Annotated in this window: 20 protein-coding genes; 15 read left to right on the top strand and 5 right to left on the bottom strand. The window is 69.9% G+C overall.

Annotation, left to right across the window (positions count from 1 at the left end):
* Nucleotides 1–7 precede the first annotated feature (7 nt).
* The 5 genes from AB0J16_RS34725 to AB0J16_RS34705 are packed head-to-tail and all read right to left on the bottom strand — an operon-like array spanning nt 8 to nt 3,934.
* Nucleotides 8–1,246: an MFS transporter gene (locus AB0J16_RS34725; RefSeq protein ID WP_358547390.1), complete on the bottom strand. Its 1,239-nt coding sequence runs from the start codon at nt 1,244–1,246 to the stop codon at nt 8–10.
* Between the two features lie 14 nt (nt 1,247–1,260).
* Entirely contained in the window at nt 1,261–1,725 is a 465-nt protein-coding gene (locus AB0J16_RS34720; protein ID WP_358547387.1) for a hypothetical protein, read from the bottom strand.
* Entirely contained in the window at nt 1,719–2,609 is an 891-nt protein-coding gene (gene hisG / locus AB0J16_RS34715; RefSeq protein ID WP_358547384.1) for an ATP phosphoribosyltransferase, read from the bottom strand. Before hisG (AB0J16_RS34715) ends, AB0J16_RS34720 begins: the two co-directional genes overlap by 7 nt.
* A 16-nt stretch (nt 2,610–2,625) precedes the next feature.
* Complete coding sequence (locus AB0J16_RS34710; RefSeq protein WP_358547381.1) at nt 2,626–3,330, bottom strand: SDR family NAD(P)-dependent oxidoreductase; 705 nt, start codon at nt 3,328–3,330, stop codon at nt 2,626–2,628.
* The gene (locus AB0J16_RS34705; protein WP_358547379.1) at nt 3,317–3,934 is read right to left on the bottom strand and encodes a phosphoribosylaminoimidazolesuccinocarboxamide synthase; all 618 of its coding nucleotides are present in this window, start codon (nt 3,932–3,934) and stop codon (nt 3,317–3,319) included. Before AB0J16_RS34705 ends, AB0J16_RS34710 begins: the two co-directional genes overlap by 14 nt.
* A gap of 383 nt (nt 3,935–4,317) precedes the next feature.
* Between AB0J16_RS34705 and AB0J16_RS34700 the strand changes: the two genes are divergently transcribed.
* The 15 genes from AB0J16_RS34700 to AB0J16_RS34630 all read left to right on the top strand — a co-directional run bounded on the left by AB0J16_RS34700 (nt 4,318) and on the right by AB0J16_RS34630 (nt 21,511).
* On the top strand, nt 4,318–5,571 hold the full coding sequence (locus AB0J16_RS34700) for an aminotransferase class III-fold pyridoxal phosphate-dependent enzyme (RefSeq protein WP_358547376.1): 1,254 nt from the start codon (nt 4,318–4,320) through the stop codon (nt 5,569–5,571).
* The gene (locus AB0J16_RS34695; RefSeq protein ID WP_358547373.1) at nt 5,564–6,604 is read left to right on the top strand and encodes a Gfo/Idh/MocA family oxidoreductase; all 1,041 of its coding nucleotides are present in this window, start codon (nt 5,564–5,566) and stop codon (nt 6,602–6,604) included. The genes AB0J16_RS34700 and AB0J16_RS34695 overlap by 8 nt, the downstream gene beginning before the upstream one ends.
* A gap of 28 nt (nt 6,605–6,632) precedes the next feature.
* Nucleotides 6,633–8,381 (top strand): ABC transporter ATP-binding protein, encoded by a 1,749-nt coding sequence (locus tag AB0J16_RS34690; protein ID WP_358547370.1) that lies wholly within the window; start codon nt 6,633–6,635, stop codon nt 8,379–8,381.
* On the top strand, nt 8,378–10,156 hold the full coding sequence (locus AB0J16_RS34685) for an ABC transporter ATP-binding protein (protein WP_358547368.1): 1,779 nt from the start codon (nt 8,378–8,380) through the stop codon (nt 10,154–10,156). Before AB0J16_RS34690 ends, AB0J16_RS34685 begins: the two co-directional genes overlap by 4 nt.
* Nucleotides 10,153–10,638, top strand: a complete 486-nt coding sequence (locus tag AB0J16_RS34680) for an NUDIX domain-containing protein (protein ID WP_358547365.1) — start codon at nt 10,153–10,155, stop codon at nt 10,636–10,638. The genes AB0J16_RS34685 and AB0J16_RS34680 overlap by 4 nt, the downstream gene beginning before the upstream one ends.
* 9 nt (nt 10,639–10,647) lie before the next feature.
* Entirely contained in the window at nt 10,648–11,550 is a 903-nt protein-coding gene (gene hisG, locus AB0J16_RS34675; RefSeq protein ID WP_358547362.1) for an ATP phosphoribosyltransferase, read from the top strand.
* The gene (locus AB0J16_RS34670; RefSeq protein ID WP_358547359.1) at nt 11,547–12,329 is read left to right on the top strand and encodes an HAD hydrolase family protein; all 783 of its coding nucleotides are present in this window, start codon (nt 11,547–11,549) and stop codon (nt 12,327–12,329) included. Before hisG (AB0J16_RS34675) ends, AB0J16_RS34670 begins: the two co-directional genes overlap by 4 nt.
* A gap of 86 nt (nt 12,330–12,415) precedes the next feature.
* The gene (locus AB0J16_RS34665; protein WP_358547356.1) at nt 12,416–13,435 is read left to right on the top strand and encodes a BMP family ABC transporter substrate-binding protein; all 1,020 of its coding nucleotides are present in this window, start codon (nt 12,416–12,418) and stop codon (nt 13,433–13,435) included.
* A gap of 26 nt (nt 13,436–13,461) precedes the next feature.
* Entirely contained in the window at nt 13,462–14,598 is a 1,137-nt protein-coding gene (locus AB0J16_RS34660) for an ABC transporter permease (protein WP_358177027.1), read from the top strand.
* Nucleotides 14,595–15,818, top strand: coding sequence for an ABC transporter permease (locus AB0J16_RS34655; protein WP_358547353.1), 1,224 nt, complete (start codon nt 14,595–14,597; stop codon nt 15,816–15,818). The genes AB0J16_RS34660 and AB0J16_RS34655 overlap by 4 nt, the downstream gene beginning before the upstream one ends.
* A 4-nt stretch (nt 15,819–15,822) precedes the next feature.
* A complete protein-coding gene (locus tag AB0J16_RS34650) occupies nt 15,823–17,880 on the top strand; it encodes a N,N-dimethylformamidase beta subunit family domain-containing protein (RefSeq protein ID WP_358547350.1) in 2,058 nt (685 codons plus the stop codon).
* 11 nt (nt 17,881–17,891) lie between these two features.
* Nucleotides 17,892–18,803, top strand: coding sequence for a hypothetical protein (locus tag AB0J16_RS34645; RefSeq protein WP_358177036.1), 912 nt, complete (start codon nt 17,892–17,894; stop codon nt 18,801–18,803).
* Nucleotides 18,800–19,834 (top strand): ribokinase, encoded by a 1,035-nt coding sequence (locus tag AB0J16_RS34640; RefSeq protein WP_358547348.1) that lies wholly within the window; start codon nt 18,800–18,802, stop codon nt 19,832–19,834. The genes AB0J16_RS34645 and AB0J16_RS34640 overlap by 4 nt, the downstream gene beginning before the upstream one ends.
* Nucleotides 19,831–20,556, top strand: coding sequence for a GntR family transcriptional regulator (locus AB0J16_RS34635; protein WP_358547346.1), 726 nt, complete (start codon nt 19,831–19,833; stop codon nt 20,554–20,556). The genes AB0J16_RS34640 and AB0J16_RS34635 overlap by 4 nt, the downstream gene beginning before the upstream one ends.
* Nucleotides 20,549–21,511 (top strand): nucleoside hydrolase, encoded by a 963-nt coding sequence (locus AB0J16_RS34630; RefSeq protein ID WP_358547344.1) that lies wholly within the window; start codon nt 20,549–20,551, stop codon nt 21,509–21,511. The genes AB0J16_RS34635 and AB0J16_RS34630 overlap by 8 nt, the downstream gene beginning before the upstream one ends.
* Nucleotides 21,512–21,543 lie beyond the last annotated feature (32 nt).

Raw genomic sequence — 21,543 nt, 5'->3', positions numbered from 1 at the left:
GCGATGGCTACCTGGGTTGCGCTTTGACGGGCTCAGTCGATGACCGGGCCGCCCGGCCGCCGACCAGCAGCAGTGCGCCGACGGCGGCGATCATCCCGACGGCGATGACCGGTACGAGGGCCTGGAAGCCCGGCCCGGCGACCACCAGGCCGAACATCGGCGGGCCCAGCAACGACCCGAGGCTGCCCGCCTGAGCGACGACGCCGTTGCCGACATCGGCGTGGTCGAGACGGTCCAGCACCATCGGGAGCGCGGCGAAGACGAGGGCTCCCAGGAAGCCGTTCTCCATCGAGATGATCGCCGCGCCGACCTGCGCCGCCGTCAGCGAAGCCGCGCCACCGTACATGAGCCAGGCCGCCGGGACGGTGAGGAGGCCGACCAGCGCGAGCACGCGGACCGGCGTGCCACGGCGGAGCAGCACTCCCACGGCCAATCCGCCGAGCGCGCTGAGCAGGGAGATCACCGAGGTCACCGCGCCGGCGGCGGTGGCCGTGCGGCCGTACTCCTCGATGAGGAGCGTGGGCAGCAGGACGATCACCGGAATGGTCACCAGCGCGCCCAGGCAGAAGGCGAGGGCGAGTGCCGCCGGCCACTTCAGGGCCCCGATCTTGGGAACGGGTCCCGCCGCCACCAGCCGGCCGGACCCGCGCGGCAGCCGTACCCAGACCACCAGGGCCATCGCCAGCGTCAGTGCGGCGATAAGCCCGATCCAGCCACGCCAGCCCAGAGCGGAGCCCAGTACGCCGCCCCCGAGGGTGCTCAGTCCGATGCCGACGGCGACGAACGTGGCCCAGATCGACAGGGCGGTGCCGCGGTCCCGTTCACTGGCCAGGCGGAGGATCAGCGCCGGGCAGGCGATGGTGACCAGGACGTATCCGGCGCCCTCGACACCTCTGGCGGTCAGCAACCAGCCGAAGCCGCCCGCCCACACGCTCGCCGCGCTCGCCGCACCCATCAAGACCAGCCCGGTGATCAGCGACCGCTCCGTGCCGAAGCGGCGGACCAGGTATCCGGCGGGCAGGCCGACGACGGCGCCCACGCCGACGACCGCCGAGATCACCCAGCCCAGCTCCGACAGCGACAGCCCGAGCTCACCGGCCACCGCCGGCCCGACGGAGGCGAACTTGCCGAGGCTCATCGCCGCGGCGACCCCGCCGAGATAGACGATGGCGATCAGCACCCACGGGGAGCGCTGCGGCGACTTCTCCCTCGGTTCCGTGGTGTCCGGCGTTGGCTGGCGGTCCATGAGTCTCCTTCGCTCTAATCTGGTTCATTCGCCGCTTCGGTCAGGCGCGCCTGGATGGCCACCAGCCCGGCTCCGGCGAAGGAGAAGCGCACGTCGGCGGACCGGCGCTGCCGGGACACGCGGTGACCGTCCTGGACGTGGATCCACAACCAGGCCGCGTCCAGGTCCAAGGCGACGGGACCGCTGCCGGTGGACGGGCGGGGAGGGACGGCGTACCGGCTCAGTGGCGCCAGCAGTTCGGCGGGCAGCCCGATGAGGTCGACGTCGAGCACGTGGGAACGGCAGTCCAGGTCAACGGCGAGCAGAACGCGGGCGACCGCGGCGCCCCCCGGGATCGTGTCGGCGGGGACGGCGGGCGCGGGGATGGCGGGGTCGGCGGAGACGGGGGCGGCCAGACGCAGTTCGAGCAGGCCGGAGGACGCGCGCCAGCCGGCTCCGTCCACGGGGACGAGCCGGTCGTTCGTGGTACGGATCAGCATCGCGACACGTTCGAGGCGAGGAGGCCGATTCCCGATTCGGTGACGTCGACCGCTCCGGCCGACAGCAGGACGTCGATCGTCTCAGGGACGTCCCCGCGCGGCAGCACTCCCTGGAGCACGACCAGGTTCTCGTCCGCCAGGTCCGACCCGGCGCGCCACGATCGGCCGGGCATCGCGGTGACCACCTGGGGCAGGGTTTCGGCCAGCGTCCGGACCGTCAGCAGCACGTGGGACGGGCCGACCCAGGCGCCGCGCAGCAGCAGCGCGATGTTCTGGATCACGCCGCGTTTGCCCTTCTCGGCGTACGCGGCCGGGTTGGCGATCAGCTGCGCGCCGCAGGTCCGGATGGTCTCGATGATCCGCAGGTTGTTCTGGCGGAGCGAATGGCCCGTCTCCACGACGTCCATCATGACATCGGCCAGCTCCGGGATCTTGGCTTCCGTCGCGCCGTAGGACACGACCACCTCGGCCCGCCGTCCGGCGGCCTGGAAGAAGCGGCGGCCGATGTTCGGGTATTCGGTGGCCACGCGGACGCCGTCGGGCAGGTCGCTCACGCTGGTGGCGGGGTGGTCGGCCGGGGCCGCGAGCACCAGCCGCCATGGCCGCTCGGTGTTCCTGGAGTAGTCGAAGGACTCCGCCACCTCGACCTTGGCCCCGGTCTCCTCGATCCAGTCGGCGCCGGTCAGCCCGAGGTCGAACGTCCCGCTCTCGACCGCCAAGGGGATCTCGCGCGGCTTGTAGAACGCGACGTGCGTCACGCCGGTGTAGTCGATCACGCCACGGTAGGACCGTTCGGAGGGCCGCCGGATGGGCAGTCCCGCGGCCGCGAACAGCTGTAGGGCCCGCCGCTCCAGCGACCCCTTCGGCAGTACGAGGGAGAGCATGATTCCTCCTCGGAAACTACACATGCAGAAGACGGTCGATGCCGGTGATGGGCGGTTCGGCAAGGTCGGCCGGGCGTACCTCTATTTCTCCCACCACGAGGTCCGTCGGCCAGGAGTCGACGATGGTGCCCACGCAACGGGCGACCGACCGCGTGCTCATCTTGTGCGCCGAGTCATCGCCGTCCAGGTTGGCGATGGCTCCCGGAGAGACGAGGCAGGCCCGGACCCCGTTGCGGCGTTCCTCCAGCAGCAGTGTCTCGACCAGCGCCTTCAGCCCGGCCTTGGTGGCGCTGTAGGCGGCGCCGCCCTCGAAGTAGCGGGTGCCGGCGTGGCTGCCCATCGCGACGAAGACGCCACGGCCGGCCCGCAACGCGGGCAGGACGGCCTTGACCAGGTGGAAGCTGGCGCTGAGGTTGATCGAGACCAGCCGTTCCCAGTCCGCCCCGCTCAACTCGGCTATCGGGTCGAGAACCCGCTCGACCGCGTTGGACACGCAGACGTCGATCCGGCCCGCCTCGTCGAGCACCTGGCCGACCCCGCTCCTGATCTGCGCGGGGTCGGCCAGATCGCACCGGAGCTCCCCGAGCCAGTCCTCCCTCGCCAAGGACCGGTTCAGGGAGAAGAGGCGATAGCCGCGGTCGCGTAGTTCCTCGGCGATGGCCTTTCCGCTGCCGCGATTGGTGCCGGTGACCAGCGCGACCCGGGCGTCACTTGATGACATCGAGGACGCGACTCCACTGGTTGACGATCTCGTCTGCTTCGACACCGTCCCGGAACAGGTCCTTGTCCAGGGGGGATCCGTCCTCGTGCCGCAGCCGGATGCAGTCCTGGGAGATCTCGGAGATGACGGTCAGCTCGCCGTTGCCCGCCTGCCCGAAGATGAGGCAGAAGTCCCACACGTCCAGCGGGCGCAGCCACGATCGCAGCACCTCGTTGACGGCGAGCGCGCGTTCGCGCATCTCCTCGACCGGCAGCCCGAGGACCCTCAGGTAGTCCTCGCCGATCGGCTGGTCCTCGGGGTCGATCCGGTAGTCGAACTTCACGACCGGGCGGGGCAGTGGCGCGCCGTCCTCGAACAGGCCGGGGTACTTCCGGGTGGTCGATCCGGTGGCCCTGTTCTTCACGATCACTTCGAAGGGGGGCGCGGGGCAGTAGTCGGCGAGGTAGGAGTCCTCGGCGACCCGTTCCCTGAACGCGCACCGCACCCCCGCGGCCTCGATCCTGGCCGCGGCCCTTTCGTAGAAAGCCAGCCGCAGCGGGCCGGTACGCTCGACGATTTCATCACGCTGGTAGGTGAAACTGCGCAGGCTGGGGATTATCTGCACGAGGCACCGCCCGCCGGGCAGTAACCACAGACGCTTACTGCGCCCGATGATATCCGGGCTTCCCCGGGTCGCTTCGTGGTCCACGTCGCCTCCACATCACGCCGACAATGGCCCACACAACTTGATATGCGGCGACCGTTTTGTCAACCCTGGAATAAGGAGCACTTGACGGCGCTCTCGAAGCCTTGCTATGTCGCCGCCGAGTCGCCTGGCCCGCGCGTGATCGGCTCCAGCGTGATCCCTTTTCTTTTCATCGCGCGGAGAACCCGGAATATCGGGTGACCCTGGAAAAAGGAGTACTTGACGGAGTCCGGCCGGGCGAAGGTATTGTCGCTGGAATTGCATTTCGATCTTATTAAGCATGGCCCGGAAGGAGAGGATCATTGTTGCAATATGAGCGGATCGCTCACTCGAAGATCACCAAAAAGTTCAGGGCAGAGGGACAACAGCTCCTGTTCTCGCGAGGTAAGAGAGGCGAGGTATCGGACGCGAACGGCGTGCCGTACATCGACTTCGTCATGGGTTATGGACCAGTGATAATTGGCCACTCGGACGACCTCTTCAACGAAATTCTCGGCGGCTATCTGACCAACGGCATCATGATGCCGGGGTTCACCACCTTCCACCAGGAATATCTGGAACGGCTGCTGGGCGAGCGTCCCGGAGACAGGGGCGCGTTCTTCAAGACCGCCTCGGAGGCCGTCACCGCGGCTTTCCGGCTGGCCGCTATGCGGACCGGCCGGCTCGGTATCGTCCGCAGCGGCTATGTCGGCTGGCACGACTCCCAGATCGCCAACTCCCTGAAGTGGCACGAGCCGCTGCACTCGCCATTGCGCGAAAAGCTCCGGTACACCGACGGGATGCGCGGGATCGGCGAGTCCGAGCCGGTACTCAACTGGGTCGATCTGCGCCTGGAGTCCCTGTCGGAGCTGCTGGAGCGGCACCGGGGCCGGTTGGGCTGCTTCGTCTTCGACGCCTACCTGGCCTCGTTCACCACACCCGACGTGCTGCGGCAGGCCGTCGCGATGTGCCGCGAGGCCGGCCTGCTCACCGTCTTCGACGAGACCAAGACCGGCGGCCGGATCTCGGCGCTGGGCTATGACCACGACAACGGCATCGGCTCGGACCTGATCGTGATCGGCAAGGCGCTGGCCAACGGGGCGCCGCTGAGCATCCTGGTGGGCGGCGCCGACCTGCTCGCCCACGCGGAGCGGGCCCGGCTCAGCGGCACGTTCTCCAAGGAGATGATCGCTGTTTACGCCGCACTGGCGACCAGGGACATTCTGGAGAAGCCCACCCAGGACGCGCCGGACGGGTGGGCGGAGGTCGGCCGGATCGGCACCGAGGTGGCGGCAGTTCTCTCCGCGGCGGCCAAAGAGGCGGGGGTGGCGGACCTGCTCGGCGCCCGCCCGGTGCTCGGCGGCGGGATGTTCGAGCTGGTCTACCACGACGAAGCGCTCCTTGGTGACAAGGAGCGGCGTGAGGCGCTGCTCGGCGCTCTCACCGGCGCCGGCATCCTCCTGCTCGAAGGGCACCCGTCCTTCGTGAGTCTGGCCCATCGTGACCTCGACTGGAGCGACTTCCACGACCGGGCGCGCCGCGCCTTCCAAGACTGGAACGGAGCCGACCGTGGCTGATCTCCTGCGCCTCGCGCTCGTCGGCTGCGGCCGCCAGATGCAGCAGAACCTCTTCCCCTTCCTGCAGCGGATCCGTGGCTACCAGGTCGTGGCCTGTGTCGACCCTGACCTGTCGCTGGCCGCCGAGGTGCAAGCCCTGGCCCCCGGCGCGGTCCGTGCCGACTCCATCGAGGCGATCGACCTCAAGACCGTGGACGCGGCGATCCTCGCCGTGCCCCCGGAGCCTTCCTACCGGCTCACCCGGCAGCTGGCCGAACGCGGCGTCGACTGTTTCGTCGAGAAGCCGGCCGGGCCGTCCACTGACGCGCTCCAGGATCTGGAGCGCGTGGTGTGCCGCAGCGGTCGGCACGTTCAGGTGGGCTTCAACTTCCGCTACGCCGAAACCCTCCAGCGGCTGCACGAGTTGAGCACGGACATCCGGTCCAGCCCGTGCTCGGTGACCATCGACTTCTACAGCCGCCACCCGTCCGCTCCGCAGTGGGGGGTGGACACGACCCTGGAGGCGTGGATCCGGCACAACGGGGTGCACGCCCTCGACCTGGCCCGCTGGTTCGTGCCCTCTCCTGTCGTCCAGGTGGACGCGCACGCCATCCCCGGCGCGCCCGACCGCTTCCAGGTGAACCTCTTCCTGCGCCACGACGACGGCTCACTCTCGACGCTGCGCATGGGCAACCATGTCAAGCGCTTCCTGATGGGCGTCGAGGTGCAGGGCATGGACGGCAGCCGCTACAGCGCCCCTTCCCTGGAGCGGGTGACGCTCGAACTGTCCGACGGCCTGCCGTACGGCCAGGAACTGCACAGCACGCGCAACCTGGACCACGGCTGGGCGCGCAGCGGGTTCGGGCCCGAGCTCCAGGCCTTCGTCGACGCCTGCCGCGGGAGGCGGGACGGGCACCAGACGAACGGCCACGCCAAGGACGCGCCGTCGATCACCGATGCCCTGGCGGCGTCCGTGCTCTGCGACCGGGCGATGGAGGAGCTGACCGCGGCGGGGGAGAGTCTGCTGAAGCATCCGGTCCAGGCGTGGGCGTAGGCGGAAGTCGCGGTGAGCGGAGTGAGACATGGCTGAGGAGACGCGACCGGCCGGTGATGCCCCACCGGTCGCGTCCCGGAGCATAGGGGGATGGGTCGCCGGTCATCTCCGGCGGCACAGGATGCTCCTGCTGCTGTTCGCCATCACGGCGGTGGCGGCCAACCTCTGTTCGACGCTCATCCCCGTCCAGGTCGGCGCGGCGTTCGCCCAAGCCACCGGCGCCCGCCACGACCTCGCCGCGGTCGGGGCGGCGGCGATCACGGCCGGCCTGCTGGCGGCCGGCCGGTTCGCCGCCGACCTGATGTCCAACGGCTCGATGGAGATCATCGCCCAGCGGGTCAAACGGGATGTACGCGACGAGCTGTACCGCAGCCTGCTGGCCAAACGCATGTCCTTCCACGACCAGCAGCGCATCGGCGACATCCTGGCGCGGGCCATCAACGACGCCAGGCTCGTCGACTACATGCTCAGCCCCGGGGTCGCCACCGCCGCCAACGGCGTCCTGGCGCTGCTGGTCCCGATCCTGTTCATCGCCACCTTGAACGCCCAGCTGCTCCTGGCTCCCGGCGTGCTGGTCCTGGTGTTCGCGTACGCGCTGTACTACCACCTGCGGCGGCTGAACCCGCTGGTCATCCGCACCCGCGAGACCTTCGCCGACCTCAACGAACGCTTCTCCGCCACCCTCGCCGGCATCGCCACCGTCAAGGCGTCCACGCAGGAGGACCTCGAACGGCAGGCGTTCAGGGACACCGCCGCCGCCTACCGGGACGCCTTCGTCAGGCGGGGCAGAGCGCAGGCCGTCTACCTGCCGGCGCTGAGCTTCGCGCTCGCGATGGCGATCGGCGCCCTCCACTCCCTCTACCTCTACTCCCAGGGCGAGCTGGGCCTGGCCCAGGTGGTGACCTATCTCGGCTGGCTGGTGCTGTTCGCGCAGCCGGTCACCATGTCCGAGCAGGCCGTTCCGGTCATCCAGGAGGGCTTCGTCGCCGCCGGCCGGATGCGGCAGATCATCGAGGGCGACCCCGCCGAGCGTGAGGACGCCCGGGGCACGGTGACGGAGATCCACGGCGCGATCACCTTCGACCGCGTGTCCTTCCGCCACGAAGGCAAGGACATCCTGCGTGACGTCTCCTTCCACCTGCCCGCCGGCCGTACCCTGGCCGTCGTCGGACCCACCGGCAGCGGCAAGAGCATGCTCGTCAAGCTGGTCAACCGGATGTACGACGCCACCGAGGGACGGGTGCTGATCGACGGCCGGGACGTGCGCGAGTGGGAACCGGGCGCGCTGCGCCGCCAGATCGGCCACGTCGACCAGGAGATCTTCCTGTTCGCCAAGAGCGTGCTGGACAACATCGCCTTCGGCTCGCCGGACGAGGCCGAGTACGAGAACGTGCTGCGCGTCGCCAAGCAGGCGTGCGCGGATGAGTTCGTACAGGCGATGGAGCACGGCTACGCCACCATCCTCAACGAGGGCGGGACGACGCTGTCCGGCGGGCAGCGTCAGCGGCTGGCCATCGCCAGGGCGCTGCTGACCGAGCCGCGCGTCCTCACTCTGGACGACGCGACCAGCGCGGTCGACGCCCGGACCGAGACGGCCATCACCGAGGCGATCGAGCGCGCGGCGGCCGGCCGTACCACCGTGCTGATCTCGCACCGCCCCGGCCAGATCCGGCGCGCCGACCTCATCCTGCTGCTGGACGGCGGGCGGGTCGTCGACCAGGGGTCGCACGACGAACTGATCGCGCGCTGTGCGCTGTACCGGGAGATCTACACGTGAGCGACCTCTTCGCGGGCCTGCACGCCGACGAGTACGACCGCGTCTACGGCAACCGCCGGCTGCTGGCCCGAATCCTGCGCTACCTGCGGGCCCAGCACGGCGCCATGCTCGGCTCGGCCGTGCTTGTCGTGGGGTCGGTCCTGCTGACCGCCTCGGTGCCGATCGTCATCTCGCGCATGATCGACCAGATCGGCGGGGGAGCCGGGCTGGGCCTTCAGCTGTGCGTGTTCGTGGTCGCCGCGGCGGCGCTGGCCTGGGCGATGAACTGGGCCCGCCAGGCCATCACCGCCCGGCTGGTGGGCCGGATGGTCTACCACCTGCAGTGCGAGGCCGCCGACGCCGCGCTGGCCAAGGACGTCGCGTTCTACGACGAGAACTCGGTCGGCAAGGTGCTCAGCCGCGTCACCGGCGACACCGAGGGCTTCGGCTCGGTGATGACCCTCGCCCTGAACCTGCTCAGCCAGCTGCTCCTGGTGCTGCTGCTCGGCGGCGCGGTGTTCTGGATCGACGTCGACCTCGGCCTGACCATCCTGGCGGCGCTGCCGATCCTGCTCGCCGCGGCCCTGGCCTTCCGCAGGGTGGCCAGGACGGCGGCGGCGGCCACGCGCCGGGTGATGGCCAGGGTCAACGCCAACGTGCACGAGACGATGATGGGCATCTCGGTCGCCAAGAGCTTCGGCCGGGAACAGACGGTGTATCGCGACTTCGACGCGGTCAACCGGCTGTCGTACCAGGTCTACGTCAGGCAGGGCCTCATCTACGCGGTCATCCTGCCGGTCCTGACGCTGCTGGCCGGTCTGGCCACGGCCGTGGTGCTCTACCAGGGCGGCCGGTTCGCGGTGCTCGGTGGGCTTTCGCCGGGTGAGTGGTACTTCGCCTTGCAAGCCCTCGGCATGTTGTGGCAGCCGGTCACGCAGGCGGCGGCCTTCTGGAGCCTCTTCCAGCAGGGGCTCGCGGCCGCCGAGCGGGTCTTCGCGCTGATCGACAGCGAGCACGCCGTCGTCCAGCGCGGGAACGAGCCGGTGACCGGCCTGACCGGTGAGATCGAGGCACGCGGCCTGCGCTTCGGTTACGGGCCCGGCAGCACGGTGTTCGAGGATTTCGAGGTACGGCTCGCCGCACGGGAGACGGTCGCCGTGGTCGGGCACACCGGCGGCGGCAAGTCCACGCTGGCCAAGCTGATCGCCAGGGCTTATGAGTTCCAAGGCGGCGAGCTGCTGGTCGACGGCCGCGACATCCGCACGCTCGACCTGCGCGCGTACCGGCGACGGGTGGGTGTCGTCCCGCAGCACCCGTTCGTCTTCGCGGGCACGCTCGCGGAGAACATCGCGTACGGCCGGCCGGGCGCGAGCCGCGCGGACACCGAACGCGCCATCGAGCGGATGGGGCACCACGTGTGGTCGCGGAGCATGCCGATGTCCCTGGACGACCACGTGAGCGCCGGCGGCCGGGGGGTGTCGGTCGGGCAGCGGCAGCTCATCGCCCTGGCCCGGATGTTCCTCCGCGAACCGGACATCCTCCTCCTGGACGAGCCGACGGCCAGCGTCGACCCGCTGACCGAGCGGGGCATCCAGGACGCGTTGTCCCGGCTGTTCACCGGCCGGACGGTGCTGGTGATCGCCCACCGGCTCTCGACCATCCGGCGGGCCGATCGCGTCCTGGTCCTCGACCAGGGCCAGGTCGCCGAGGAAGGCCGCTTCGACGAGCTGCTGCGGCGTGACGGCCCGTTCGCCGCCCTGTACGCGACCTACTACGCGCACCAGGAGGCGGTATGAGCGGCTGTGCTCCGCATCCGGCGGAGTTCGAGCGAGTCCAGCGGGAGGCGGCCGCGGACGGCGTGCGGTGCGTGGTGGGCGCCGTTCTCGTCAACCCGGTCGGCGCGGTGTTCATGCAGCGGCGCGCGCCCCACGTACGGCTCTTTCCCGGCTGCTGGGACATCGTCGGAGGGCATGTCGAAGAGGGGGAGACGCTGTGCGCGGCACTCGCGAGGGAGATCGAGGAGGAGACGAGGTGGCACTTGGTCGAGGTGGACAGCGTGGTGGACGTCTTCGACTGGAGCGATGGCGACGGCGCGCGCAGACGCGAGATCGACGTGCTCGCCACCGTCGCGGGCGACCTGACCCGGCCCCGGATCGAGCAGGACAAGTTCGTCGAGGCCCGCTGGATGGACCGGGCCACGCTGCGGCGCATGGCGTCGGAGGCCACCGACACCGGCATGATCGACCTCGCCCTGCGAGCTCTCATGAAACAGGCTTAGGAGGACTGCATGGTCTCGCTCGCGCTGCCCAAGGGGTCGTATCTTGAGCGGCCGATTCTGCGCCTTTTCGCCGCCGCCGGTCTCGACGTACGCAGAACCTCGGACCGCAGTTATCGGGCGAGTATCGAGTACGGCGATCGCCTGAAAGTGGCCTTCTACAAACCGCGCGAAATACCGCTGGTCGTCGAGAGTGGCGCCTTCGATCTCGGCCTGACCGGCACCGACTGGATCGAGGAGACCGGCGCGAAGGTCGAGTTCGTGGAGGCGTTCACGCACGTCGTGGGGGCGGATCCGCCCTGGCGGATGGTGCTCGCCGTGCCGGGCGATCATCCGGCGGAGAGCGCCGACGACCTGCCGCCCGGAATCCGGGTCGTCACCGAGTATCCGAAAATCGCCCGGCAATTCTTCGAGAGCCGGTCATCGCCGGCCGAGGTGATTCATTCGTTCGGCGCCGGAGAGGGCAAGATTCCCGAACTCGCCGATGCCGTCATTGATGTCGACGGACCTGATTCCGCGATGGCGCACCACCATATGCGGATTATTTGCACATTGCGGTCGTGTGTCCCCCACCTCATCGCCAGCCCGGCCGCCTGGCGTGACGCGGACAGGCGGACCAGGATCCAGAAGATCGCCCGGCTCCTGGGCTCGGTCGGCGCGGGCGCGGCATGTGCGCTGCTGACGGTGCGCACCTCCGCGCGCGACCTGCCGCGTGTGGCCAGATCCATGCCGGAGTCGTCCTGGCGGGCCGGCACCGGCCTCGCGGACGGCGACCTGGTGGTCCTCCAGGGGCTGGCACCGCGGCGGAACCTGGCCGAGACCATCGACGGCGTCCTGACGGCGGGCGCCCTCGACGTCATCGAATCGCAGGTCGCGAAATGGGTGACGCCGCACCTGACCGAGCAGCCGCTGTGAAGCGCCGGATGATCGTGTGCGACCTCGACGGGACCCTCCTGGACTCCCGTGGCCTGGTGTCGGAACGTACGCGGGCGGCCGTGCGCCGCGTACAGGACGCGGGACACGTGTTCGTCATCGCGACGGCCCGGCCGGTCCGTGACACGCGGCACGTGGCGGCGGCGGTCGGCGGCGCGCCCATCGCGGTCTGCGGCAACGGCTCCATCACCTTCGACTTCGCCCGGGAGGAGGTGGTCGACTACTGCCCGCTGGCCGAGACACGTCTGGTGACGGCGCTGTCGGTGTTGCGCGACCGGTTTCCCGGTGTGCGGCTGGGCGCGGAGTGCCGGATGGAGCTGCTGCTGGAGGACGCCTTCGAGCTGCCCGCCCCCCTGTCACGGAGCGCGCGGCGGGTGCCACGCCTGGAGGAGGCGCTTGTCCGGCACGAGGTCGGCAAGCTCATGGTGCAGTTGGAGGGGACCGCCCGCGATTACTACGAGGGCGTGCGCGCGCTGCTTTCCGGGTGTGAGGTCACCATTTCGGCGGACGTGTTCTGCGAGGTGATGCGCGCCGGTGTCACCAAGGCGGCCGCCCTGGAGTCGATGGCGGGGCGGCTCGGATTCGGCAGTGCGGACGTCATCGCGTTCGGCGACATGCCGAACGATCTGCCCATGCTGACCTGGGCGGGAACGGCGGTGGCCGTGGCCAACGCCCATGCGGCGGTGCTCGCGACGGCCGACGAGGTGACCGCGTCCAACGACGACGACGGGGTCGCCAAGCGGCTGGAGCAACTCATCTGAGAACCCTTGACACTTGTCTGATGAGTATTCACGATGGGCGCTGAGCCGAGATTCACCCGGCCATGATCCGGTCAGCGGAGGTGCGCGTGTCCCGATTAATCACCCTCTGCCTTGTGCTGTGTTCGCTGGCGGCCTGTACCGGCGTGAACCCGGCCCCCGGCAGGAACGGCGCGGCCGCAGACTCCGCCATCGCGGTCGGCGTGGCCTACAGCCGCGGTGGACGCGGTGACAAGTCCTTCAACGACTCGGTCGGGTCCGCCGTGGACCAGGCCAAGGCGCAGCTGGGCGTGTCGGTGAAGGAACTCAGCCCCAACTCCGCCGGGTCGAACCTGGAGGAGGTCCTGCGGCTGCTGGCCGAGACGGGCCACAACCCCGTACTGGCCGTCGGCTTCTTCTACGCCCAGCCACTGACGAAGATCGCGCCCGCCTTTCCCCACACGCAGTTCGTCATCATCGACGACGCGAGCGTGAAGCTGCCGAACGTCACCAACGTGGTCTTCCGCGAAGAGCAGGCCAGCTACCTGGTCGGCGTGGCCGCGGCGCTCAAGTCGCGCACCGGGCGGATCGGCTTCATCGGGGGCGTGCAGACGCCGCCCCAGCAGAAGTTCCTGGCCGGGTACGCGGCCGGCGCCCGAGCGACCAACCCCAAGATCCAGCTCTCCAGCGTGTTCATGAGCCAGCCGCCCGACTTCAGCGGATTCTCCGCGCCGGACAAGGCCCAGGAAGCGGCTCGCGGTATGTACGACGGCGGCGCCGACGTCGTCTACCACGCCGCCGGCGCCTCAGGGATCGGGGTGTTCCAGGCGGCCAAGGCGGCGGGCAAGTGGGCGATCGGGGTCGACGTCGATCAGCGCAAGACGGTCGACCAGGGGCTCTCCCAGGTGATCCTCACCAGCGCCACCAAGAAGCTCGACGTCGCGGTCCTGCGCGTCATCCAGGAGGCGGTGCGGGGCAAGACGACCTCCGGTCTGCGCGAGTTCGGGCTCAAGGAGGACGGGGTGGGCTACGCCACGAGCGGTGGCGCCCTCACCGACGTCGAACCGCGGCTTGAGGAGATCCGCAAAAAGATCATCTCTGGCGGGATCACCGTCCCGGTCGTCCCCTGACCGACCGACCCAGGAGAGGAGGCCCGATGTCCCCCCGCGCAGCTTCGCTCACCAGGCGGATGTTGAGCGCGCTCACTGCTCCTGCGTTCGCGCTGCTGATCGCGCTCACGGTCACCACGGCACTCCTCGCCGCGGTGGGCGCCTCGCCGGGACGGGCGTACCTGACGATGCTGGAGTTCGGGCTCCGGCCGGACTCGCTCGTCTCCGCGGTCAACAGGTCGGCCATCTACTTCTTCGCCGGCCTGGCCGTGGCCGTGGCCTTCCGCATGAAGCTGTTCAACATCGGGGTCGAAGGCCAGTACCGCGTCGCCGCGCTGTTCGCCGCGGTCGTCGGCGCGTCTGTGAACCTGCCAGGTCCGCTGCACCTGGCCCTCGTCGGCCTGGTCGCGGTGCTCGCCGGCGCCCTCTGGGCCGGGATCGCCGCGGTGCTCAAGGTGTGGCGCGGGGTCTCAGAGGTGCTGTCCACGCTCCTGCTGAACTACGTCGCCACCGCCGTCATCGCCTACCTGCTGGCCGACTTCTTCGCGGCCGGCAGCGCCTCCGGATCGACGCCGGAGCTCCCGCCGTCGGCCCGGCTGCCCGAACTCGACGGGCTGGTGTCGCTGTTCGGGCTCTCACTCCCCGCGGGCACCCACCTCGGAGGGGCCGCGCTGGGCGCGGTCGTGCTGGGGGTGGCGGTGCATCTGCTGCTCACGCGCACGCGGTACGGCTACGAGTTGAAGGCCAGCGGGCTGAACCCGGCGGCGGCCCACGTCCACGGCATCGAGCCACGCCGCATGATCCTCCTCACGATGCTCGTCTCGGGCGGGCTGGCCGGCCTGGCCGGGCTGCCGGACCTGCTGGGCAACACCTACAGCTACGGCGTGGACTTCCCCTCCGGGGCGGGATTCACCGGGATCGCCGTGGCCATGCTCGGCCGCAACACCCCGGTCGGCATCGCGCTGTCCGCGCTGCTGTTCGGCTTCCTGGAGCGCTCGGCGCTGATCCTCGACATCCAGGGCCTGCCCAAGGAGATCGTCACGATCATGCAGGGCGTCATCGTGATCAGCGTCGTGGGCGCCCATGAAGTGGTGCGCCGCATGGACCTCAGGCGCGCCGCCCGGCTCATGCGCGAGGAGAGCGTCCCGGTCGTCACGCCCGAGCCGGTGAGGCCCGCGACATGACCATGAAGAATCCGCGCGGCTGGGTGCTCGCCGTACTCATCCTCCTGCTCGCGATGTCGGCCGTCAGGACCTTCACCGGAGCCGAGGCCCTCACCGGCTCCGGTGCGATGGGCGCCGCGCTTCGGCTGGCGGTCCCCATCGGGCTGGCCGCCCTCAGCGGCCTGTGGAGCGAACGCGCGGGCGTCGTCAACCTCGGCATCGAAGGCATGATGATCATCGGGACCGTGTGCGGGGCCTGGGCCGGCCACTTCTACGGCGTCTGGGCCGGGGTGCTCGCCGGTGCGCTCGGCGGCGTCATCGCCGGCCTGCTCCATGCGGTCGTCACCGTGACGTTCGGCGTGGATCAGGTGGTCTGCGGCATCGCCGTCAACATCCTGGCGGTGGGTGTCGCCCGTTTCCTGTCCGTCATCGCCTTCAGCGGCCTGCCGGGGGCGGGGGCCACCCAGTCGCCTCCCGTCACGGGTGCCATCGGCACCGTGAGCATGCCGTTCCTGGCGGGCGGCTGGGGCACGCCGGACCTGCTCGGACAGCTGGAGCGGAGCCGGTGGTTCCTCCTGGCCGACGTCAGCGGCATCCTGCGGGGATTCCTGCACGAGGTCTCCTGGTTCACCGTGCTCGCCGTCGCGCTGATCCCGGTCAGCTTCGTGGTGCTCTGGAAGACCGCCTTCGGGCTGCGCCTGCGCTCCGTCGGCGAACATCCCGCCGCGGCGGACTCGCTCGGCGTCCCGGTCCAGCGGATGAGGTACTACGGGGTGCTGGTGTCCGGCGCGCTCGCCGGGCTCGGCGGGGCCTACCTGGTCACCGTCTCCTCCACCATCTACCGGGAGGGTCAGACCGGCGGCCGGGGCTTCATCGGGCTCGCCGCCATGATCTTCGGCAACTGGCGCCCGGCCGGCACGGCGGGTGGCGCCCTGCTGTTCGGGTACGCCGACGCCCTGCAACTGCGTGAGCCGAGCGCGGTACACGTGCTGCTGCTCCTGGCCGCCGTGCTGCTGTGGACGGCGGCGATCGTCTTCGTACGCCGGCGGCCCCGCCTGCCCTTGACCCTGGCGCTGCTCGGCGCGGCCGCCTTCGTGGTCTTCCAGAGCACCGATTCGGTGCCCACGCAGCTCATCTACGCCACGCCGTACCTCGTCACCCTGCTGGTGCTGGTCACGGTCGCCCAGCGGCTGCGCATGCCGGCCTGTGTCGGCATCCCGTACCGCCGAGGAGGTGCGTGAGCGGATGGAACCGCGCCTGATGGGGTATGCCGACCGCTGGTCCGCCGTCCCCGGACAGCGGCTGGCCTTGTACGCCGCAGGCCCGCAGGGAGCCGGGACCGTGGACCTCGTCGACCTGATAGACGAAACCACCCGCACCCCGGCCGCACCCGTCTCCCTCGCGCCACAACCCCTGAAAACCGGCTCCTGCCTGGAAGCCTCCGTCCCGGTGCCCGCCAGGGGGAGTGTCGCGCTGTGGATTCGCCCGCACCGGCTCGGCACCCGCCAGGTCGTGGCGGAGCTGGGCACACCCGGCTGGCGACTGCTGCTCGCGCTGGACGAGGAGAACCGGGCCGAGGCGAGTGTGGAGACGGCATCGGGACTCCTGAGCTGCCATGGGCACACCGCCGTTCAGCGGGGATCCTGGTCGCTGCTGGTGGCGGCCTGGGAGGCGACGCCGTCGACGACCACCGTGCGGCTGGCCGACGGCGGCGTGCGCGCGCATGCCGCGGGCTTGGCGCTGCCGCACGGGACCGGAGAGCTGCGGCTAGGAGCCGGCTCCTTCGTGGGGCGGATCGCCCTGCCGATGCTGACGAGCGGCCTGATCACCACGTGCGCTCCGCTGCTCGACCTGACCACCGGTGCCGAGCTGGCCAAGCACCTCGGTGAGGACGTCCTGGCCCTCTGGGACGCCTCCATCGATCCGGGCGCCTGCCTCGTCACCGACATCAGCGGGAACGGCCATCACGCCCGCGCGGTCAACCGGCCACTCGCCGGGCTGATCGGGCCGGGAAGAGGCACGGATCGCACCGCCGTACAGCTGAGTCCTGAAGACCTCGACGACGCCCGATGGAAAGAGACGTGCGCGCTGACCATCCCGGAGGAGACGACCTCCACCGTGCTCGGCATCCGCCTGCGGACCCGGAGCCAGTCCTGCGTCATCCCGGTGGTCGTCCGTCCCGCCGGTCCGGATCGCGCGCCGGTCGCGGTCGTCCTGCCCACCTTCACCTACCTGGCCTATGCCAACCATCGCCAGCTCAGCGAGGCCGAGTACTTCGGGGACTACTCGCGGGTCACCGACCACGGGATCACGCTCTCGCCGACGGACGTCTACCTCAACGACCACCGGGAGCTCGGCCTGTCGCTGTACGACCAGCGGCAGGAGGGCGGCCCCGTCTACTACTCCTCCGGGCGCCGCCCCGTGCTGAACTTCGCCCCCGGCTACCGCTGGTGGATGACCGGAGCGCCACGGCACTTCTCCGCCGACCTTCTGCTCCTGCGCTGGCTGCGGTCCGAGGGGTTCGCCTTCGATGTCCTCACGGACGAGGACGTACACGCGGGCGGAGCCGATCTGCTCGCCGGCTACCGCGTCGTCATGACCGGCAGCCACCCCGAGTACATCAGCGCGCCGGAGCGCACGGCCGTGAGCGCGTACGTATCCGGCGGCGGACGGCTGATGTACCTCGGCGGCAACGGCTTCTACTGGGTGACCGGCGTCGACCCCCGCCACCCCCACGCCATCGAGGTGCGCCGCGGCCGCGCCGGCGACTGGTGGGACAACGAGCCGGGCGAGGACGTCCTCACCTCCACCGGCGAGCCCGGCGGGCTCTGGCGCCACCGGGGCCTGGCACCACAGGAGCTCCTCGGTGTCGGCTTCGCCGCCCAAGGCTGGGGGCCGGCACCCGGCTACACCCGCCTGCCCGACAGTTACCGCGACGACGCGTCCTGGATCTTCGCCGGTGTCGAGACGGACTCCGTGGGCCGCTGCGGGCTCGCGCTCGGCGGAGCGGCCGGAGACGAGATCGACCGCGCGGCGCCAGAGCTCGGCACCCCGCCCGGCACCCTGCTGCTGGCCACATCCGCGGGCGGGCACAGCCACCATTACCAGCCGGCCACCGAGGAGGCCGCGCTGGGCGCACATACCGTCCGCGCCGACATGACCCTGCGACGCCTCGGCAACGGCGGCGCGGTGTTCGCGGCCGGATCCATCAACTGGGTTGCCAGCCTCGCCTGCTGCGACGGCGACATCAGACGCGTCACCCGGAACGTCCTGTCCAGATTCCTGCTCTCCCCGCCCCTGTGAGGAGGAGTGACATGACCAACGTCAGCGAGCGGCACATTGGTTACCCCTATCCCGACAAGTCGAGTGACCTCACCGATGAGCAGTTGTCCATGCCCGCCGAAGACCTCGCGGCGATCGCCCGCCACCCCCTGACCGTGTACGCCGACACCACCGAGCTCTATCACCGGCTGGCCCGCCAGATGGCCGACGAGCTGCGCGCGAACAACATGCGCGGCGAGCCCACCCGCTGGATCCTCCCCGTCGGCCCCAAGGCGCAATATCCCATCCTCGCCCGCATCTGCAATCAGGAGCGCATCAGCTGGACCGAGGTGTTCGCCTTCCACATGGATGAGTTCCTCGACTGGCAGGGCCGGCCCGTGGATCCGTCACACCCCTTCAGCTTCCGCGGCTACTGCGACCGCAACCTCTACCAGCTGCTCGACCCCGATCTGCGGCCCCACCCCGACAACATCATCTACCCGGACGTTTTCGACCCCGACGCGTACGGTGCGCGCCTGCGCCAGGTGGGCGGCGCCGACACCTGCTTCGCCGGATTCGGCTACCGGGGACATCTGGCCTTCAACGAGCCGCCGACCACGCGCTGGCACCACTATGGCCTGGAGGAGTTCGCCGCCTCGACCACGCGCATCGTCCCGCTGCTCGACGACACGATCATGGCCCACTCCCACCGGGTGACCGGCGGCTACACCCAGGCCATTCCCCGCATGGCCATCACCCTGGGCATGTCGGAGATCCTGTCGGCCCGGCGGCTGCACCTCATCACCGACGGAGGCGCCTGGAAGCGCTACATCGTGCGGGTTCTCCTGCTCACCACCGAACCCGAGGTGCAGCTCCCGGTAACCCTCGCGCACCGCCACCCCAACGTGCACGTGAGCCTGGACGCCGACAGCATCGCCCCCTGCGCGTTGGGACTCGGCTCATGACCGTCCTCGCCATCGGCGCCTACACCGTGGACCTCTACATGTTCGGCGACCACCTGCCGGCCGAGGGGGAGAGCGTCGACGCCGTCGACTACGCCACCGCGCACGGCGGCAAGGCGGCGAACGTGGCGGTCGCGTCGGCTCGGTTGGGCGCGCCCACCCGCTTCGTCGGCTGCCTGGGAGACGACACAGACCGGCTGACGGCGCTGGCCGCGCTGCGCGCCGACGGCGTCGAGGTCGACGGCTGCGCCACGGCCGACGGCATCGCGACCGGGCGCAGCTTCGTCTACGTCGACGCCCATGGTCAGCAGATCGTCATGACCTGGCCGGGGGCGGCGAATCTGCTTCCCCCTTCCCGGGCGGCCGCCACAGTGTCCGAACTGCCGGGCACTTCCGTACTCGTCCTGCAGGGTGAGATCCCCGTGGCGACCTCGTCGGCGGCGGCCGCCGCTGCCTCGCCGGACGTGCGGGTCCTGCTCAATCCCAGCCCGGCCGGACCGTTCCTCAGCGAAACCGGAGAGGACCTGCTCAGCCGGGCCGACGTGCTGGTGCTCAACGAGAGCGAGCTGTCCGCGCTGGCTCTGTCCGGGCTGGCTCCTTCCGCGATGGCTCCTTCCGCGATGGCTCCTTCCGCGATGGCTCCTTCCGCGATGGCTCCTTCCGCGATGGCTCAGTGCGCGCCGGCTGAGGACACCGACGACGCGGTGGAGTGCTTGCGCCGCAGAACCAGAGGGCGCACGGTGATCGTCACCCGTGGCGAGCACGGTGCCGAGATCATCGACGACCACGGCACTATGCTGATCGGCGTACCCAGCGTGAACGCTGTGGATACGACCGGCGCGGGTGACGCCTTCACCGGGGCCCTGGCGGCCGCCCTCTGCACCGGCGCGAGCCTGGCGCAAGGAGTCCGGCTCGCCTGCCGGGTGGCAGCCGTTTCCGTCACGCGCCGGTTCTGTGCTCCCAGTTATCCATCAGCCGCAGAGCTCGGTGTCGCTCCCCTGCAAGGTGCGCCCGGGCAGGAGAGAACCACGTGACACGACGACACCCCACCCTCGCGATTCAGGTACGCGATCGGCTCCACGCGCTGATCGTCGAACAGGGGCTGCGCCCCGGGGACAGACTGCCCTCGGAGAACGAGCTCATCACCCTCTTCGACGTCGGCCGTACCAGCATCAGAGAAGCGTTCAAGCTCCTTGAGCAGGAAGGACTCATCCAGTCCCGCCACGGCGACGGCCGGTATCTCACCGCTCAGCCCAGCCTGGACCGCCCGCTGACCCGCCTCGAAGGCGTGACGGAGATGCTGGCCAGCCGCGGCTACACCGGCGTCAACACGGTGCTGGACATCGCGGCGACGGAACCGGACCGCAACCAGCGCGAACTGCTTCAGCTACCTGGCAGCGAGGCCATCGTCCGCCTGGAGCGCCTGCGCCGCTATCAGGACGACGCGCTGCTCTACTCGATCGACCTGTTCCCCCGTTCGCTCATCGGCCGGCCGCTGGACGAGGTGGACTGGACCGGGTCGCTGTTCCAACTGCTCACCGAGTACGGCCACAACATCGCGTACGCGATCACCCAGGTCCGTGCCGTCACCCTCAGCCAGACACAGGCGGAGCGCATCGGCAGCCTCGAAGCCGATGGCGCGTGGCTGCTGCTGATCCAGACCCATCACGACAGCGCGGGCCGGCCGCTGCTGTACTCCCAGGACTACCACCGGGGCACCGACTTCTCCTTCCACCTGGTGAGGCACCGTGACTGACACCTTGAGGCGCCGCCGTCAGGTTCTGTTCGACCAGGACGGCGCACCGGACGACCTGCTGTCGCTTCTCCTGCTGACCCAGTACGACAACGTCGACCTGCGCGGAGTCGCGGTGACCCCCGCCGACTGCCTTCCCCGGCCGGCCCTGTCGGCCACCCACAAGATCCTCGACCTGGTGGGCAGGGACGTGCCGACGGCCATGGGCGTGCTGCCCGGACGCAACCCGTTCCCGCTCGCCTGGCGGATCGACGCCCTGCGGGCGGACGCGTTACCCGTGCTCAATCAGAAGGATGAGCGCCCCGGCGACGCGGACGCGCTTCCCGCGCACGAACAGCTCGCCACCTGGCTCATGCGGGCGCCGGCTCCCGTCACCGTGCTCGCCACCGGCCCGCTGACCAACCTCGCCTGGTGTCTCGATCATCACCCGCAGGTCGAGTCACGCATCGAGGAGGTGGTCTTCATGGGCGGCGCGCTCGACGTCGCCGGCAACGTCAGACAGCCGGATCACGACGGCAGCGCGGAATGGAACGTCTTCTGGGACCCCGACGCGCTCAAGCGGGTCTTCGACTCCTCCGTCCCCATCACGATGTTCCCCCTGGACGTGACCAACCTCGTGCCGGTGACCCACGACTTCGTCCGGGCCTTCGGCCGCCACTACGGGTGGCACGTCAGCGACCTCGCCGGATCGCTGCTCGCGCTGACATTCGGCACTTTGGAGACCACCGGCCTGCCGTACTGCTGCTGGGACAGCCTCACCACTTCCTACCTGGCCGAACCCGACATCTGCACGTTCGAGACAGTGCGCTGCGACGTGATCACCCAAGGAGAGAGCCAGGGACGGATCGTCCGGCTCCCTGACGGGCGGCCTGTCAGATGTGCGCGCGCGGTCGACGCCGACCGGTTCTACCAGCACTTCCTCAACACAATGACCTCAGGTAAGCCACCGAACATCTGACCGAATCCGGGATCCGCGGTTCATGGATCAAG

Source organism: Nonomuraea sp. NPDC049750 (assembly GCF_040659625.1).
Taxonomy (GTDB): domain Bacteria; phylum Actinomycetota; class Actinomycetes; order Streptosporangiales; family Streptosporangiaceae; genus Nonomuraea.
The sequence above is the reverse complement of the archived record's forward strand: the minus strand, read 5'-3'. Positions and strand labels throughout refer to the sequence as shown.

Coding starts and splice junctions, on each gene's coding strand:
- AB0J16_RS34725 (WP_358547390.1), bottom strand. CDS start 1,246: ATGGACCGCCAGCCAACGCCGGACACCACGGAACCGAGGGAGAAGTCG.
- AB0J16_RS34720 (WP_358547387.1), bottom strand. CDS start 1,725: ATGCTGATCCGTACCACGAACGACCGGCTCGTCCCCGTGGACGGAGCC.
- hisG (WP_358547384.1), bottom strand. CDS start 2,609: ATGCTCTCCCTCGTACTGCCGAAGGGGTCGCTGGAGCGGCGGGCCCTA.
- AB0J16_RS34710 (WP_358547381.1), bottom strand. CDS start 3,330: ATGTCATCAAGTGACGCCCGGGTCGCGCTGGTCACCGGCACCAATCGC.
- AB0J16_RS34690 (WP_358547370.1), top strand. CDS start 6,633: ATGGCTGAGGAGACGCGACCGGCCGGTGATGCCCCACCGGTCGCGTCC.
- AB0J16_RS34680 (WP_358547365.1), top strand. CDS start 10,153: ATGAGCGGCTGTGCTCCGCATCCGGCGGAGTTCGAGCGAGTCCAGCGG.
- hisG (WP_358547362.1), top strand. CDS start 10,648: ATGGTCTCGCTCGCGCTGCCCAAGGGGTCGTATCTTGAGCGGCCGATT.
- AB0J16_RS34660 (WP_358177027.1), top strand. CDS start 13,462: ATGTCCCCCCGCGCAGCTTCGCTCACCAGGCGGATGTTGAGCGCGCTC.
- AB0J16_RS34655 (WP_358547353.1), top strand. CDS start 14,595: ATGACCATGAAGAATCCGCGCGGCTGGGTGCTCGCCGTACTCATCCTC.
- AB0J16_RS34650 (WP_358547350.1), top strand. CDS start 15,823: ATGGAACCGCGCCTGATGGGGTATGCCGACCGCTGGTCCGCCGTCCCC.
- AB0J16_RS34645 (WP_358177036.1), top strand. CDS start 17,892: ATGACCAACGTCAGCGAGCGGCACATTGGTTACCCCTATCCCGACAAG.
- AB0J16_RS34640 (WP_358547348.1), top strand. CDS start 18,800: ATGACCGTCCTCGCCATCGGCGCCTACACCGTGGACCTCTACATGTTC.